Consider the following 13,974-nt stretch of genomic DNA (forward strand, 5'->3'; position numbering starts at 1 on the left):
TTTCATGTTCAGCGACTGCCCAGCAATTCGATCTCGAATACCAGCGCCGCGTAGGGTGGGATGACCCCGCCAGCCCCCTGTGCGCCATATGCCTGCGCCGAGGGGATCACCACTCGCCATTTGGCGCCGACCGGCATTGCTGCCAGGGCGGTGCGCCAGCCGGGAATGACCGCGTCCAGGCGGAACCACTGCGGCTTGTCGCTGGCGTCGAAGGGCGTGCCGTCGGCGAGTTGTCCGGCGTAGCTCACCTGTACTTCGCGGGCGTTGGGAGCGATCGCGCCATGCCCGCTGCGCAACTCGCTCACCAATACCCCGCCGTTCAGTTCGTGCACGCCAAAACGGGCTTTTTCCCGGACCAGGAAACGACGCTCGGCGACGCGCGCGGCATCCTCGCTGGAGGCCTGTTCATTCTGTTGCTGCACCTGTCGCTCGTGGGCGGCGAGCAGCGCATCGATGCGCTCGCGCGGCAACGCCAGCGCCTCGCCGCGATAGCCCTGGCGCAGGCCTTCGAGCAGGTCCGGCAGGGCTCCGGGCGGGACTTCCTGCTGCAGCCGCTGGCCGAGACTGACGCCGATGCTGTAGGCGGTTTCATCCTGTGGTGCCGCGGCGGCCGCCAGTGGGCCGCAACACAGCAGAGCGAAAAGCAGGTGCCGGGACATGGTTTTTCTCATGCGCAAAGTGCTGGCGATTATGCCTGCCGCGGGCTGCAGCTCAATCAGGGCGTTGGCGAGAGTGCCTGCGCGGGACTAGTATGGGCGCAACCACGTCCGCCAGGAGGCACGTCATGTCGGCCAACAAGAAACCCGTCACCACCCCTTTGCATCTGCTGCAGCAACTTTCCCATAGTCTGATCGAGCACCTCGATTCCGCCTGCAAACAAGCGCTGGTCGATTCCGAGAAGCTCCATGCCAAGCTGGAGAAGCAACGCGCCAAGGCGCAGGACAAGCTGCACAAGGCGCGCACCAAGCTGCAGGAAGCGGGCAAGGCCGGCAAGGCCAAGGCGCAAGCCAAGGCCAAGGCCAGCATCGGTGAACTGGAAGAAGTGCTGGAGACGCTGAAGAATCGTCAGGCGGAGACCCGTACCTACATCGCCAATCTCAAGCGCGACGTCCAGGAGAGCCTGAAGCTGGCCCAGGGCGTCAGCAAGGTGAAAGAGGCAGTCAGCAAATCGCTGGCTTCGCGCAGCAGCGTCGCCGCCGCCAAGCCGGTGGCCGCCAAAGCCGTTGCCGCGAAACCCGCTGCCAAGCCTGCCGCCAGAACCGTGGCCGCGAAGCCTGCCGCCAAAGCTGCCGCCGCGAAGCCGGTAGCCAAGCCTGCCGCCAAAGCCGTGGCCGCGAAGCCGGCAGCCAAGCCTGCCGCCAAAGCCGTTGCCGCGAAACCGGCAGCCAAGCCTGCGGCCAAAGCCGTCGCCGCGAAACCGGCAGCCAAGCCTGCCGCCAAAGCCGTTACCGCGAAACCGGCAGCCAAGCCTGCCGCTAAAGCCGTTACCGCGAAGCCGGCCGCCAAGCCTGCGGCCAAAGCCGTTGCCGCGAAACCGGCAGCCAAGCCAGCCGCCAAAGCCGCTGCAGTGAAACCCGCTGCCAAGCCTGCCGCTAAGGCTGTAGCCGCGAAACCGGCCGCTGCCAAACCGGCCGCGAAGCCTGCGGCGGCCAAGCCTGCTGCTCCGGCTGCAGCGCCTGTTGCCAAGCCTGCCGTGCCGGCCGCCCCGGCCGCCGCCAGCAGCACCCCGGCAGCGGCAGCTCCTGCCACGCCGGCAGCCCCGACGCCGAGCAGCGCGTCCTAAGGCTGCTTTCTGTGAGTCACCGCGATGCGCAGCTCTAGCAGCGCATCGCGGTGCTGCTCCGCGGCAGCGCCTGCACAACCTTGCAGCCAGGCATCGAGGTCATCGCCGCTCCCGCTCGTCCAGTTCCTTCCGGCATCCGCCAGCCGCTCCAGCAGTAGCCGCTCCGCGCGCAACTCCAGCGCCTTGACGGATTCCCGCAGCTCCGCCACCCGCTGATCCAGCCGCGCCTGTGCGCGCCATTGCTGGCGCAGCGCACGCAGTGGCATCACCAACTCCTCTCGCAGGGGCCTGGCCAGTTCTCGCAGCTCCGCCAGGTGCTGCGCATCGCAGGCTATGCCACGCCAGCCGAACCAGGCGCCAGCCAGCAGCAGGCAGACATCCGCACCGGCGTCCTGCAACGCCAGACAGGCCGGTTCGACGCCGGGCCGCGCATACAGATCGAGAGCAAACGACCAGACATCTTCCGACATAAGGCTCCCACAGCGATTGATGGGCGAAGCTGATAAACTCCGCCGCCATGATTCGACTACAAAATCTTACGCTACAGCGTGGCCCCCAGCGCCTGCTGGAAGACGCTGAACTGACCCTGCACACTGGCCAGAAAGTCGGCCTGATCGGCGCCAATGGCGCAGGCAAATCCAGTCTGTTCGCCTTGCTGCGCGGCCAGCTCGGCCAGGACGCCGGTGACTGCCAGATTCCGCCCGACTGGCGTATCGCGCACATGCGCCAGGAGGTGGACACGCTCGACCGCCTGGCCGTGGACTACGTCCTCGATGGCGATGTGCACCTGCGCCAGATCCAGGCGCAACTGGCTATCGCCGAGCAGCAGCATGATGGCACCGCCCTGGCGCGCCTGCATAGCGAGCTGGACAACGCCGACGGCTATACCGCCGATGCGCGCGCGCGCAAGTTGCTCGCCGGCCTTGGCTTCAGCGCCGAGCAGATGGAACGCCGCGTCGGCGATTTCTCCGGTGGCTGGCGGATGCGCCTGAACCTCGCCCAGGCGTTGATGTGCCCATCGGACTTGCTGCTGCTCGACGAGCCGACCAACCACCTGGACCTCGACGCCATCCTCTGGCTCGAAGAGTGGCTGAAAGGCTATCCGGGCACTCTGGTGCTCATCTCCCACGACCGCGATTTCCTCGATGCCGTGGTCGACAATGTGGTGCACCTCGACCAGCGCAAGCTGACCCTCTATCGCGGCGGCTACTCGGCCTTCGAACGCACCCGTGCCGAACGCCTGGCGCAGCAGCAGCAGGCCTACGAGAAGCAGCAGGCCCAGCGCGCGCACATGGAAAAGTACATCGCTCGCTTCAAGGCCCAGGCGACCAAGGCACGCCAGGCGCAGAGCCGCATCAAGGCCCTGGAGCGTCTGGAAGAGCTGGCCCCGGCCCACGTTGACTCGCCCTTCGACTTCAGCTTCCGCGAGTCGGAGAAAATTTCCAGCCCCTTGCTCGACCTCTCCGAGGCACGCCTGGGCTATGGCGACAAGACCGTGCTGGAGAAGGTCAAGCTGCAACTCGTGCCGGGCGCGCGCATTGGCCTGCTGGGCCCCAACGGCGCCGGCAAGTCGACCCTGATCAAGACGCTGTCCGGCGATCTACCGCTGCTCGCCGGCCATCTGGCGCGCGGCGAGAACCTCGCCATTGGCTACTTTGCCCAGCACCAGCTCGACTCGCTGGATGCCAAGGCCAGCCCGCTGCTGCATTTGCAACGCATTGCCCCGACCGAGCGCGAGCAGACCCTGCGCGACTTCCTCGGTGGCTTCGATTTCCGTGGCGCGCGCTGCGACGAGCCGGTGTTGAATTTCTCCGGTGGCGAAAAGGCTCGCCTGGCGCTGGCGTTGATCGCCTGGCAGAAACCCAACCTGCTGCTGCTCGACGAACCGACCAACCACCTCGACCTGGAAATGCGCCTGGCCCTGACCATGGCCCTGCAGGAGTTCTCCGGAGCCGTGGTGGTGGTGTCCCACGATCGCCACCTGCTCAAGAGCACCACCGACGAATTCCTGCTGGTGGCGGATGGCCGAGTGCAGAACTTCGATGGCGATCTCGACGACTACGCCCGCTGGCTGGTGGACTTCCGCGCCCGCCAGGCGCCGGTGACGCCAGCCGCGACGGGTGCCGAGAAGACCGATAAGCGTGCGCAGCGCCAGGCTGCCGCGGCATTGCGTCAGCAATTGGCGCCGCACAAGCGTGAGGCCGACAAGCTGGAGAAGGAACTCGGCGGCATTCACGACAAGCTCGCCGGGCTCGAAGAGCGCCTCGGCGACAGTGCGCTCTACGAGGCCGCGCGCAAGGATGAACTGCGTGACCTGCTGGCTCAGCAGGCAGCCCTCAAGGCGCGCGAGAGCGAGGTCGAAGAGGCCTGGCTGGTGGCCCTGGAATCCCTGGAAACCTTGCAGGCACAGCTGGAGGCCAGCGAGTGATGAGTGAGTTCCCGCTGCTGATCGCCTGGAGCGACCCGCTGCTGCGTGGCTTGCAGATCATTCTCATCCTGCTGCTCGCCTGGGGGCTGCAGCGCATGGTCGCCCGCTGCCTGAACGGCCTGGCGCAACGCTACCCGATTCCCCATGAGCTGTTGCTGCCGCTGCGTGGCGGGCTGCGCTGGCTGATCATGGGCTCGGCGCTGATGATGGTGCTGGAGCGCCTGGGTGTCTCCGCCGAGGTGCTGTGGACTGCGCTGACCGGCTTCGTGGCGGTCGCCGCGGTGGCCTTCTTCGCCATCTGGAGCGTGCTCTCCAACCTGTTCTGCGCGGTGCTGATCTTCACTGTCGGCCCGTTCCGCCTGGGCGATCTGGTCGAGGTCATCGACTCGGCCGACAAACCGGGAGTGAAGGGGAGAGTGATCGCCATCAACCTGCTCTACACCACGCTCGAGGATCAAGTCGAGGAAGGCCAGCCGGCAGCGCTGCTGCAGGTGCCCAACAGCCTGTTCTTCCAGAAGGCCATCCGTCGCTGGCGTGGTCCGAACCTGCCCGCGGGGCAATGACCTTCCCACTGCACTTTGATCGGACAACCTCCTATGGAATGGCTCGCGAATCCTGAAATCTGGGTTGCATTTCTGACCCTGACCGCCCTGGAAATCGTCCTCGGCATCGACAACATCATCTTCATATCCATCCTCGTCAGCCGCTTGCCGCAGGCGCAGCAGCCGAATGCGCGTTTCTTCGGCCTGGCACTGGCGATGGGGACGCGCATCCTCCTGCTGCTGTCGATCACCTGGGTGATGCGTCTCACCGCCGATCTCTTCGTGGTCTTCGGCCAGGGGATTTCCGGGCGTGACCTGATCCTCTTCTTCGGTGGTCTGTTCCTGCTGTTCAAGAGCACCATGGAGATCTACCACAGCCTCGAAGGCGCCGAGGAAGGCGAGCAGGGCACCGGCAAGAGCCGCGGCTTCCTGGCGGTGATCGTGCAGATCGCGATCATCGACATCATCTTCTCCCTGGACTCGGTGATCACCGCGGTGGGCCTGGTGCAGAACCTGCCGGTGATGATCGCCGCGATCATCATCTCGGTCGGCGTCATGATGCTGGCCGCCGGCACCATCAGCGACTTCATCGACAAGCACCCGTCGCTGAAGATGCTCGCCCTGTCGTTCCTCATCGTGGTGGGCACGGTGTTGATCGCCGAGGCCTTCGAGGTGCATGTGCCGAAGGGCTACGTCTACTTCGCCATGGCCTTCTCTCTGGCCGTGGAAGCGCTGAACATCCGCTTGCGCGGTGCCTTGGCGCGCAAGCGCGGCGAGGAGCCGGTGAAGTTGCGCAAGGACCTGCCGAGCTGATGCTTCCGGCATGAAACAGCCCGGCCTGGTGCCGGGCTTTTTCATGTGTGGCCGTGGGGCGGCGGCAGGGACGTCGGCTGATGCTGGGCGCCATCCTCCGAGTAGGGCACACTGAGGCCTCCCTTACCGAATGTTGCGGCGCCAACGGGCGCCCCGCCGAGGTTTTCCTATGCTCGCCAGTACCTGGTTCGCCTTCTTCATCGCCTGCTGGATCATCAGCCTGTCGCCCGGTGCCGGCGCCATCGCATCAATGTCCTGCGGTCTGCAGTACGGTTTCCTGCGCGGCTACTGGAACGCCCTGGGGCTGCAGATCGGCCTGGCCCTGCAGATCGCCATCGTCGCGGCGGGCGTTGGCGCGCTGCTGGCGACCTCGGCGCTGGCCTTCAGCCTGATCAAGTGGTTCGGCGTGCTTTACCTGGTCTACCTGGCCTGGCGGCAGTGGACGGCGGCGCCGCAGGCACTGTCGGCGAGCGCCGAGCGCCCCATCGGCCGACCGCTGAGCCTGGTGCTGCGCGGCTTCCTGGTCAATTCGAGCAACCCCAAGGCGGTGGTCTTCATGCTCGCGGTGCTGCCGCAGTTCATCGACCCCCATCAGCCGCTGCTGGCGCAGTACCTGATCATGGGCATCACCATGATCTGCGTCGACCTGATCGTCATGGCCGGCTACACCGGCCTTGCCGCACGCGTGCTGCGCGCGCTGCGTTCGCCGCGCCAGCAAACGCTGATGAATCGCACCTTCGCGACCCTGTTCGTGGGCGCCGCCGCGCTGCTGGCAACGGTGCGTCGCGCGCCGCTCTGAAGCGAGCGTCGTTTACGGCAAGAGTCTTTTTCCTTGCATCGGGGGAAGCACGCGGTAACAATTGGAATCTCATCCATTCTCATTTGCTTTCGCCATGCGCCCCTCAAAACTGCTTGTCTGGCTGTTGCCACTGTTCGGTGCGTTCAGCCTAGGAGCTTTTGCCGACACGGCTGTCGATCCCTCCCAAGCGCTACACCTGCTCAGCTACCTCGCGGCGGACTACCCGCCCACCGTGGCGGACGGCAACATCGTCGACCCCGGTGAATACAAGGAGCAGGTCGAGTTCGTCGGCAATCTGCAGGGCCTTCTCCTGGCCCTGCCGGCGAATGCCGCACGCGCTGATCTGGAACGCGAGGCCCTGACCCTGAAACAGGCGATCGAGCAGCGCCAATCCGGCAAGCAGGTGGCCCAGCAGGCACGTCATCTGGAAGCGCGCATCGCCGATGTCTATCAGGTCGTGCAGACGCCTTCGATCACCCCGGACCCGGCGCGGGCGGCGCCGATCTTCGCCCAGCAGTGCTCGATCTGCCACGGCCAGGCCGGCAAGGGCGACGGCCCCGCGGGCATCGGCCTGCAACCGCCACCGGCCAACCTGACCGATCGTGCGCGCCTGGATCACCTGAGCCTCTACGACCTGCGCAACGTCGTCACCCTGGGGGTCGGCGGCACCGACATGCCGGCCTTCGGCGACCAGCTCGACGAGCGTCAGCGCTGGGACATGGCCGCCTATATCGCCAGCCTGAGCGCTGGCGAGGCCTCGGCAGACCCGGCCCAGCGTTACCCATTGGCGACCCTGGCGACCCAGACCCCGGCCGAGGTGGCCGAGCACGATGGCGTCGCGGCGGCGGAGAGCTTCCGCGCCCTGCGTGCCCATCCACCGCTGGAGCAGCGTGGCCCCGGCCAGTTGATCGACTACACCGCGGCAACCCTCGACAAGAGCTTCGCGGTGTACCGCGCGGGCGACCATGACCAGGCTTACGACCTCTCGGTCGCCGCCTACCTGGAAGGCTTCGAGCTGGTGGAAAGCTCGCTGGACAACGTCGATGCCGCCCTGCGCAAGGCCACCGAAAAGGAACTCATGGCCTACCGCCAGACGCTGCGTGACGGTCTGCCGGAAGCGCAGGTAGCGCAGCAACTGGCGTTGGCCAAGGCCAAGCTGGGCGACGCCGCCAAGGCCCTCAGCGGCGACTCCCTGAGCACTACCATCAGCTTCATCTCGGCGCTGTTGATCCTGCTGCGCGAAGGGGTGGAAGCCATCCTGGTACTGGCTGCGGTGCTGGCGTTCCTGCGCAATACCGGCCAGGAAAAGGCTATCCGTGGCGTGCACGTCGGCTGGGGCCTGGCGTTCGTCGCCGGCTTCGCCACCTGGGCCGTGGCCGCCTATGCGATCAACATCGGCGGCGCCCAGCGAGAACTCATGGAAGGCTTCACCTCGCTGTTCGCCTGCGTGATGGTGCTCTGGCTCGGCGTGTGGATGCATGACCGTCGCCACGCGGCCGCCTGGCAGGACTACATCCGCAGCAGCCTGGTCGGCGGCGGCGGTCGTTTCGGTTTCGCCGTGCTGGCGTTCTTCTCCGTCTACCGTGAGCTGTTCGAAGTCATTCTGTTCTACGAAACCCTCTGGCTGCAGGCTGGCCCGGCCGGGCACAGCGCCGTGCTCACCGGCGCCGCGAGCGCCGTGGTGCTGCTGGTGGGGCTGGCCTGGATCATCCTGCGTGGCTCGGCCAAGCTGCCGCTGGGGCTGTTCTTCAGCATCAACGCCGCGTTGCTCTGCGCGCTGTCGGTAGTGTTCGCCGGACATGGCGTGGTGGCGCTGCAGGAAGCCGGCATCATCGGCACCCGGCCGGTGCCCTTCTTCGACTTCGACTGGCTCGGCATCAAGGCCGATGCCTACTCGCTGTCGGCACAGGCCCTGGCGTTGCTGGCGGTTGCCGTGCTGTACGGCCGTAGCCGCCTGGCCGAGCGCCGCAAGGTGGCGGCCGACGCCGCTGCCTGAGCGGGCAGGCGCTAATCGACGACGGCCAGTGCGATACTGGCCGTCGTCGTTTTCGAGGAGTCCATTGTCATGCGTATCTGGATCGACGCCGACGCCTGCCCGCGTGCGGCCAAGGAGTTGGTGGTCAAGTTCGCCCACAAGCGCCAATTGGAAGTCTGGCTGGTGGCCGGGCAATCCCAGGTCAAGCCGCCGTTCGCCTGGGTGCGGCTGATCGTCGTGGAAAGTGGCCTGGACGCTGCCGATGACTATCTGGTGGAGCAGGCCGAGCCGGGCGACCTGGTGATCTGCAGTGACGTGCCGCTGGCCGATCGGCTGGTGAAGAAGGGTGTGGATGCCCTTGACCCGCGTGGTCGGGAATTCGACACGAAGAACATGGGGGAACGCCTGGCGGTACGCAATCTGCTCACCGATCTGCGTGACCAGGGCCAGATGGGCGGTGGCCAGGCGCCGTATGGCGAGAAGGACAAGCAGGCCTTCGCCAACGCCCTGGACCGTCTGTTGACGCGCCTGATGCGTGAGGCGCAAACGCGCAAGGCGTGAAGCGCGGGGCGCGGTGCGTTTCAGCCCGCGCCCCTGGTGCCGGGCTCAGGCGAGTTCGAGTACCCGGTCGACCAACTTGTTGATGCCGCTGGCCGCCTCGGCAATGGATTGCGCGAGCATGTAGGCGGGGGTGCTGACCAGCTTGTGGTGGTGATCTTCAACGATCTCGTCCACCGTGCAGTCGACGTGCTTGGCGCCCATGCGGGTCAGCACAGCGGCGGTCTCCGCATCGTTGCCGATGGTGCACTCGATGCCCGCTCCGTAGATCCGTGGCGCCATCGATGGGGCGATGCAGATCAGCCCGATCGGCTTGTGCGCGGCGGCGAAGGCTTTGGCCAGGGCGAGGACGTCCGGCTGCACTTCGCACTGCTCGCCGCGGAAGGCGAAATCACTGAGATTCTTCGCCGCGCCGAAGCCACCGGGCACGATGAGCGCGTCGAAGTCTTCGACACGGGCTTCGCGCACATCTTTCACCGCGCCCCGCGCGATGCGCGCGGATTCCACCAGCACATTGCGGCTCTCTGGCATTTCCGCGCCACTCAGGTGATTGAGCACATGATGCTGGGCGATGTTCGGGGCGAAGCACTGGACCTGGGCGCCGCGCTGGTCGAGGCGCAGCAGGGTGATGACGCTTTCATGGACTTCGGCGCCGTCGAAGACGCCGCAACCGGAAAGGATGACGGCAACTTTCTTGTGCATGGAATGGCTCCTGGTTCGGGGCTGGCCAGCGGGCGGCGGGTGTCGCCATACGCCGGCCGGGTTGTCTCCGGCGGCCGTTGTCCCCTGGCACTGAAGGACTGGGATCGGTAGACCGGGCCTGCCCATAAGCATAACGACTCGGTCGCGCCATGGACTACATCCCCATTGACTTCCTGCTGCTCGGGATGGCGCGCCTCGTGGGCCTGGCAGTGGCGGCCTGGAGCCTTTGCTCGTTGCTGGGTTGCAGCCTGCTCAGCTTGCTGGCGCCGCAGCGAGTGGCAGGCGCCAGTCGCCCGATCAGCCGCCGTTGCGGCCGTACTTGATGCGCCGGCGCAGCCACAGCAGCAGGCCTACGACAACCAGGCCGCCGAGGACGAGCAGTTCGTATTTCTTGATATTGCCGAGAATGCTCTCCATCACGCTGCCGAAGTAGTACGCGGCGCAGCCGAGCGCGGTGGCCCAGACGATGGCGCCCAGGCCATTGAGGAGTAGGTAGCGGCGCGGCGGGTAGCCGGACAGGCCGATGGCCACCGGCATCACCGTGCGGAGTCCGTAGACGAAGCGGAAGCTCAGCACCCACAGGTCCGGATGCCGGCGTACCTGCTCCAGGGCGCGGTCGCCGAGCTTTTGCCAGCGCGGTCTGCGCGCGAGCATTTTGCGTCCGTGGCGGCGGCCCATGAAGTACCAGAGCTGGTCGCCGGCATAGCTGCCGAGGAAGGCTACGGCGATCACGTATTCCAGCTGCATGTAGCCGCGGAAGGCAAGGAAGCCGGCCAGTACCAGAATGGTTTCGCCCTCGAAAAATGTTCCGAGGAACAGAGCGAGATAGCCGAAATCCTGCAGGAATTGTTGAAGCATTATCGAGGCAACGCAGCAAAATGAACGCGCAGCCTAACCCGGTTGTCGTTCCGGGGGAAGGCACCCTTCCCGGCGAAGATGGCCCATCAATGGCCCCGGCCGCCTACTTTAGTCGTATCCTGCGGTATAGCGCCGCTGCGACCGGTTGCCGCGACCTTGGGTCACTGTCACCCCTTGTTACCAATCGGTCATAATCCAGGTCTATAACTGTCACACTGTGCCTGTTTTCCGGGCCCTGGAGTACGCCGTGAGTTTCATTTCCGCCGAACGCGCCTTCCCCTTCACCCGCCTGCGCCGCAATCGCCGTGACGAGTTCTCCCGGCGCCTGGTGCGCGAGAACGTGCTGACCGTGGATGACCTGATCCTTCCGGTGTTCGTCCTCGACGGCAAGAACCAGCGCGAAAGCGTGGCGTCGATGCCGGGCGTCGAGCGCCTGTCGATCGACCTGCTGCTGAAAGAGGCCGAGGAGCTGGTGGCTCTGGGGATTCCCGCCCTGGCGCTGTTCCCGGTGACGCCGGTGGAGAAGAAGTCCCTCGACGGCGCCGAAGCCTACAATCCGGACGGCATCGCCCAGCGCGCCACCCGTGCCCTGCGCGAGCGTTTCCCGGAGCTGGGCATCATCACCGACGTGGCCCTCGACCCCTTCACCAGCCACGGCCAGGATGGCATCCTCGACGAGCATGGCTACGTGATGAACGACGAGTCGATCGACGTGCTGGTCAAGCAGGCGCTGTCCCATGCCGAGGCCGGCGCCCAGGTGGTGGCCCCGTCGGACATGATGGACGGGCGTGTCGGCGCGATCCGCGAGGCACTGGAGTCCACCGGGCATACCAACGTCCGTATCATGGCTTACTCGGCCAAGTACGCCAGCGCCTACTATGGTCCGTTCCGCGATGCGGTCGGTTCGGCGTCCAACCTCGGCAAAGGCAGCAAGGCCACCTACCAGATGGACCCGGCCAACAGCGACGAAGCCCTGCATGAAATCGCCGCCGACCTTGCCGAAGGCGCCGACATGATCATGGTCAAGCCGGGCATGCCCTACCTGGATATCGTCCGTCGGGCCAAGGATGAGTTCCGCGCGCCGACCTTTGTCTATCAGGTCAGTGGCGAATACGCGATGCACATGGCGGCCATCCAGAACGGCTGGCTGAGCGAGGCGGTGATCCTCGAATCGCTGCTGGCCTTCAAGCGCGCCGGCGCCGATGGCATCCTCACCTACTTCGCCAAACGTGCGGCAGAACAATTGAAAAGGGGCGGCTGAGGCCCCGCGACGAGACTTGCGATGAATACTGAAGGCCAAAGTGCAACCGATCTGCTCGAAACCGAAGTGACCGTCATCGAGACCCCGGCCCCCGCCGACATCATCGAGGTCGCTCTGGAAGTTCCCGCCGCGCCGGCGGTCAACGTCGACGACAGCGCCCTCTACATTCATCGCGAGCTGTCGCAATTGCAGTTCAACATCCGCGTGCTGGAGCAGGCGCTGGATGAGTCCTACCCGCTGCTGGAACGCCTGAAGTTCCTGCTGATCTTCTCCAGCAACCTCGATGAGTTCTTCGAAATCCGCGTCGCCGGGCTGAAGAAGCAGATCGCCTTCGCCCGTGAGCAGGCCGGTGCCGACGGCATGCTGCCGCATCAGGCGCTGGCGCGGATCAGCGATCAAGTGCACGAACAGGTCGCCCGCCAGTACAGCATCCTCAACGATGTGCTGCTGCCGGAACTGGCCAAGCACGGCGTGCGCTTCATCCGTCGGCGCTACTGGACGCCGAAGATCAAGGCCTGGGTACGGCGCTTCTTCCGCGACGAGATCGCCCCAATCATCACCCCGATCGGCCTCGATCCGACCCACCCGTTCCCGCTGCTGGTGAACAAGAGTCTGAACTTCGTGGTCGAGCTGGAGGGGATGGACGCCTTCGGTCGCGACTCGGGCCTGGCGATCATCCCGGCGCCGCGTTCGCTGCCGCGGATCATTCGCCTGCCGGAGGATGTCGCCGGTGAGGGCGACAACTATGTCTTCCTCTCCTCGATGATCCATGCCCACGCCGACGACCTGTTCGCCGGCATGAAGGTGAAGGGCTGCTACCAGTTCCGCCTGACCCGTAACGCCGACCTCTCGGTGGACGCCGAGGATGTCGAGGACCTGGCGCGGGCGCTGCGTGGCGAGTTGTTCTCGCGGCGCTACGGTGATGCCGTGCGTCTCGAAGTGGTGGATACCTGCCCGCGCCACCTGACCAATTACCTGCTGAAGCAGTTCGGTCTTTCCGAGAACGAGCTGTACAACGTCAGCGGTCCGGTCAACCTGACGCGCCTGTTCAGCGTCACAGGCCTGGCCAGCCATCCCGAATTGCAGAACCCGCCGTTCACCCCGACCATTCCCAAGCTGCTGCAGAAGAAGGAAAACCTCTTCAACGTGCTGGGCAAGCTCGACGTGCTGCTGTTGCACCCGTTCGAGTCCTTCACGCCGGTGATCGACCTGCTGCGCCAGGCCGCCAAGGACCCCAACGTCCTGGCCATCAAGCAGACCCTGTACCGTTCGGGGGCCAACTCGGAAATCGTCGATGCGCTGGTCGAGGCGGCACGCAATGGCAAGGAAGTCACCGCGGTGATCGAGCTGCGCGCGCGCTTCGACGAAGAATCCAACCTGCAACTGGCCAGCCGCCTGCAACAGGCAGGCGCGGTGGTGATCTACGGCGTGGTCGGCTTCAAGACCCACGCCAAGATGATGCTCATCCTCCGTCGCGAGGATGGCGAGCTGCGCCGCTACGCGCACCTGGGGACCGGCAACTACCACGCCGGCAACGCCCGGCTGTACACCGACTACAGCCTGCTGACCGCCGATGTGGCGCTGTGCGAGGACCTGCACAAGCTGTTCAACCAGCTGATCGGCATGGGCAAGACCCTGCGCATGAAGAAGCTCCTGCACGCGCCCTTCACCTTGAAGAAGAACCTGCTGGAGATGATCAACCGCGAGGCGGCCCAGGCCGCCGAGGGCAAGCCGGCGCACATCATGGCCAAGGTCAACGCCTTGACCGACCCCAAGGTCATCCGCGCGCTGTACAAGGCCAGTCAGGCCGGGGTGAAGATCGATCTGGTGGTGCGTGGCATGTGCTGCCTGCGCCCGGGCGTGCCCGGCGTATCGCACAACATCCAGGTGCGCTCCATCATCGGCCGTTTCCTCGAACACAGCCGCATCTACTACTTCCTCAACGGCGGCGACGAGAAGCTCTATCTCTCCAGCGCCGACTGGATGGAGCGCAACCTCGACATGCGCGTCGAGACCTGCTTCCCGGTCGAGGGCAAGAAACTGGTGCTGCGGGTCAAGAAGGAGCTCGAGCTCTACATGGCCGACAATACCCAGGCGTGGGTCCTGCAGTCCGACGGCAGCTATCAGCGGCTCGCGCCGACCGGCAACCAGAATGCCCGCAATGCCCAGGCGATGCTGCTTGAGCGGCTGTGCACGCCGGTGATCAATTCGCGCTGAGCCGCGATTCGCCAGCCCCAACGAAAAGGCCCTGCCGT

General features: G+C 65.6%; 13 protein-coding genes. 9 read left to right on the forward strand and 4 right to left on the reverse strand.

Annotation, left to right across the window (positions count from 1 at the left end):
- Window positions 1–8: 8 nt before the first annotated feature.
- Window positions 9–659, reverse strand: a complete 651-nt coding sequence (locus BLQ74_RS16995) for an FKBP-type peptidyl-prolyl cis-trans isomerase (protein ID WP_090264280.1) — start codon at window positions 657–659, stop codon at window positions 9–11.
- Between the two features lie 125 nt (window positions 660–784).
- Between BLQ74_RS16995 and BLQ74_RS17000 the strand changes: the two genes are divergently transcribed.
- On the forward strand, window positions 785–1,783 hold the full coding sequence (locus BLQ74_RS17000) for an AlgP family protein (RefSeq protein WP_090264282.1): 999 nt from the start codon (window positions 785–787) through the stop codon (window positions 1,781–1,783).
- Here BLQ74_RS17000 and BLQ74_RS17005 read toward each other — a convergent pair.
- On the reverse strand, window positions 1,780–2,253 hold the full coding sequence (locus BLQ74_RS17005; protein ID WP_090264284.1) for a TIGR02444 family protein: 474 nt from the start codon (window positions 2,251–2,253) through the stop codon (window positions 1,780–1,782). The two genes, BLQ74_RS17000 and BLQ74_RS17005, sit on opposite strands and share 4 nt — an antisense overlap.
- Window positions 2,254–2,300: 47 nt before the next feature.
- Between BLQ74_RS17005 and BLQ74_RS17010 the strand changes: the two genes are divergently transcribed.
- The 6 genes from BLQ74_RS17010 (at window position 2,301) to BLQ74_RS17035 (ending at window position 8,901) form a co-directional block, all read left to right on the forward strand.
- Complete coding sequence (locus BLQ74_RS17010) at window positions 2,301–4,211, forward strand: ATP-binding cassette domain-containing protein (RefSeq protein ID WP_090264286.1); 1,911 nt, start codon at window positions 2,301–2,303, stop codon at window positions 4,209–4,211.
- Complete coding sequence (locus tag BLQ74_RS17015; protein ID WP_090264288.1) at window positions 4,211–4,774, forward strand: mechanosensitive ion channel domain-containing protein; 564 nt, start codon at window positions 4,211–4,213, stop codon at window positions 4,772–4,774. The genes BLQ74_RS17010 and BLQ74_RS17015 overlap by 1 nt, the downstream gene beginning before the upstream one ends.
- Before the next feature lie 33 nt (window positions 4,775–4,807).
- The gene (locus BLQ74_RS17020) at window positions 4,808–5,566 is read left to right on the forward strand and encodes a TerC family protein (protein ID WP_090264290.1); all 759 of its coding nucleotides are present in this window, start codon (window positions 4,808–4,810) and stop codon (window positions 5,564–5,566) included.
- A 169-nt stretch (window positions 5,567–5,735) separates the two neighbouring features.
- Entirely contained in the window at window positions 5,736–6,365 is a 630-nt protein-coding gene (locus BLQ74_RS17025) for a LysE family transporter (RefSeq protein WP_090264292.1), read from the forward strand.
- Window positions 6,366–6,459: 94 nt separating this feature from the next.
- Complete coding sequence (locus BLQ74_RS17030; protein WP_090264294.1) at window positions 6,460–8,361, forward strand: FTR1 family protein; 1,902 nt, start codon at window positions 6,460–6,462, stop codon at window positions 8,359–8,361.
- 69 nt (window positions 8,362–8,430) lie between these two features.
- Window positions 8,431–8,901, forward strand: a complete 471-nt coding sequence (locus BLQ74_RS17035) for a YaiI/YqxD family protein (protein ID WP_090264296.1) — start codon at window positions 8,431–8,433, stop codon at window positions 8,899–8,901.
- Window positions 8,902–8,946: 45 nt separating this feature from the next.
- Here the strand turns inward: BLQ74_RS17035 and elbB are convergent, their stop codons facing one another.
- Both elbB and BLQ74_RS17045 read right to left on the reverse strand, forming a co-directional pair.
- Entirely contained in the window at window positions 8,947–9,600 is a 654-nt protein-coding gene (gene elbB, locus BLQ74_RS17040; RefSeq protein WP_090264298.1) for an isoprenoid biosynthesis glyoxalase ElbB, read from the reverse strand.
- Window positions 9,601–9,897: 297 nt separating this feature from the next.
- Window positions 9,898–10,461: a DedA family protein gene (locus tag BLQ74_RS17045; RefSeq protein WP_090264300.1), complete on the reverse strand. Its 564-nt coding sequence runs from the start codon at window positions 10,459–10,461 to the stop codon at window positions 9,898–9,900.
- Between the two features lie 244 nt (window positions 10,462–10,705).
- On the opposite strand from BLQ74_RS17045, the gene hemB reads away from it, so the two are divergent.
- Together hemB and ppk1 are read left to right on the forward strand one after the other, a co-directional pair.
- Window positions 10,706–11,719: a porphobilinogen synthase gene (gene hemB / locus BLQ74_RS17050; RefSeq protein ID WP_090264302.1), complete on the forward strand. Its 1,014-nt coding sequence runs from the start codon at window positions 10,706–10,708 to the stop codon at window positions 11,717–11,719.
- A 21-nt stretch (window positions 11,720–11,740) separates the two neighbouring features.
- A complete protein-coding gene (gene ppk1 / locus BLQ74_RS17055; protein ID WP_090264304.1) occupies window positions 11,741–13,936 on the forward strand; it encodes a polyphosphate kinase 1 in 2,196 nt (731 codons plus the stop codon).
- The last annotated feature ends 38 nt before the right edge of the window (window positions 13,937–13,974 follow it).

The sequence above is a fragment of the Pseudomonas panipatensis genome, assembly GCF_900099785.1.
GTDB lineage: Bacteria > Pseudomonadota > Gammaproteobacteria > Pseudomonadales > Pseudomonadaceae > Pseudomonas > Pseudomonas panipatensis.

Coding starts and splice junctions, on each gene's coding strand:
- ppk1 (WP_090264304.1), top strand. CDS start 11,741: ATGAATACTGAAGGCCAAAGTGCAACCGATCTGCTCGAAACCGAAGTG.
- BLQ74_RS17020 (WP_090264290.1), top strand. CDS start 4,808: ATGGAATGGCTCGCGAATCCTGAAATCTGGGTTGCATTTCTGACCCTG.
- BLQ74_RS16995 (WP_090264280.1), bottom strand. CDS start 659: ATGTCCCGGCACCTGCTTTTCGCTCTGCTGTGTTGCGGCCCACTGGCG.
- BLQ74_RS17035 (WP_090264296.1), top strand. CDS start 8,431: ATGCGTATCTGGATCGACGCCGACGCCTGCCCGCGTGCGGCCAAGGAG.
- BLQ74_RS17005 (WP_090264284.1), bottom strand. CDS start 2,253: ATGTCGGAAGATGTCTGGTCGTTTGCTCTCGATCTGTATGCGCGGCCC.
- elbB (WP_090264298.1), bottom strand. CDS start 9,600: ATGCACAAGAAAGTTGCCGTCATCCTTTCCGGTTGCGGCGTCTTCGAC.
- BLQ74_RS17030 (WP_090264294.1), top strand. CDS start 6,460: ATGCGCCCCTCAAAACTGCTTGTCTGGCTGTTGCCACTGTTCGGTGCG.
- BLQ74_RS17015 (WP_090264288.1), top strand. CDS start 4,211: ATGAGTGAGTTCCCGCTGCTGATCGCCTGGAGCGACCCGCTGCTGCGT.
- BLQ74_RS17025 (WP_090264292.1), top strand. CDS start 5,736: ATGCTCGCCAGTACCTGGTTCGCCTTCTTCATCGCCTGCTGGATCATC.
- BLQ74_RS17010 (WP_090264286.1), top strand. CDS start 2,301: ATGATTCGACTACAAAATCTTACGCTACAGCGTGGCCCCCAGCGCCTG.
- BLQ74_RS17000 (WP_090264282.1), top strand. CDS start 785: ATGTCGGCCAACAAGAAACCCGTCACCACCCCTTTGCATCTGCTGCAG.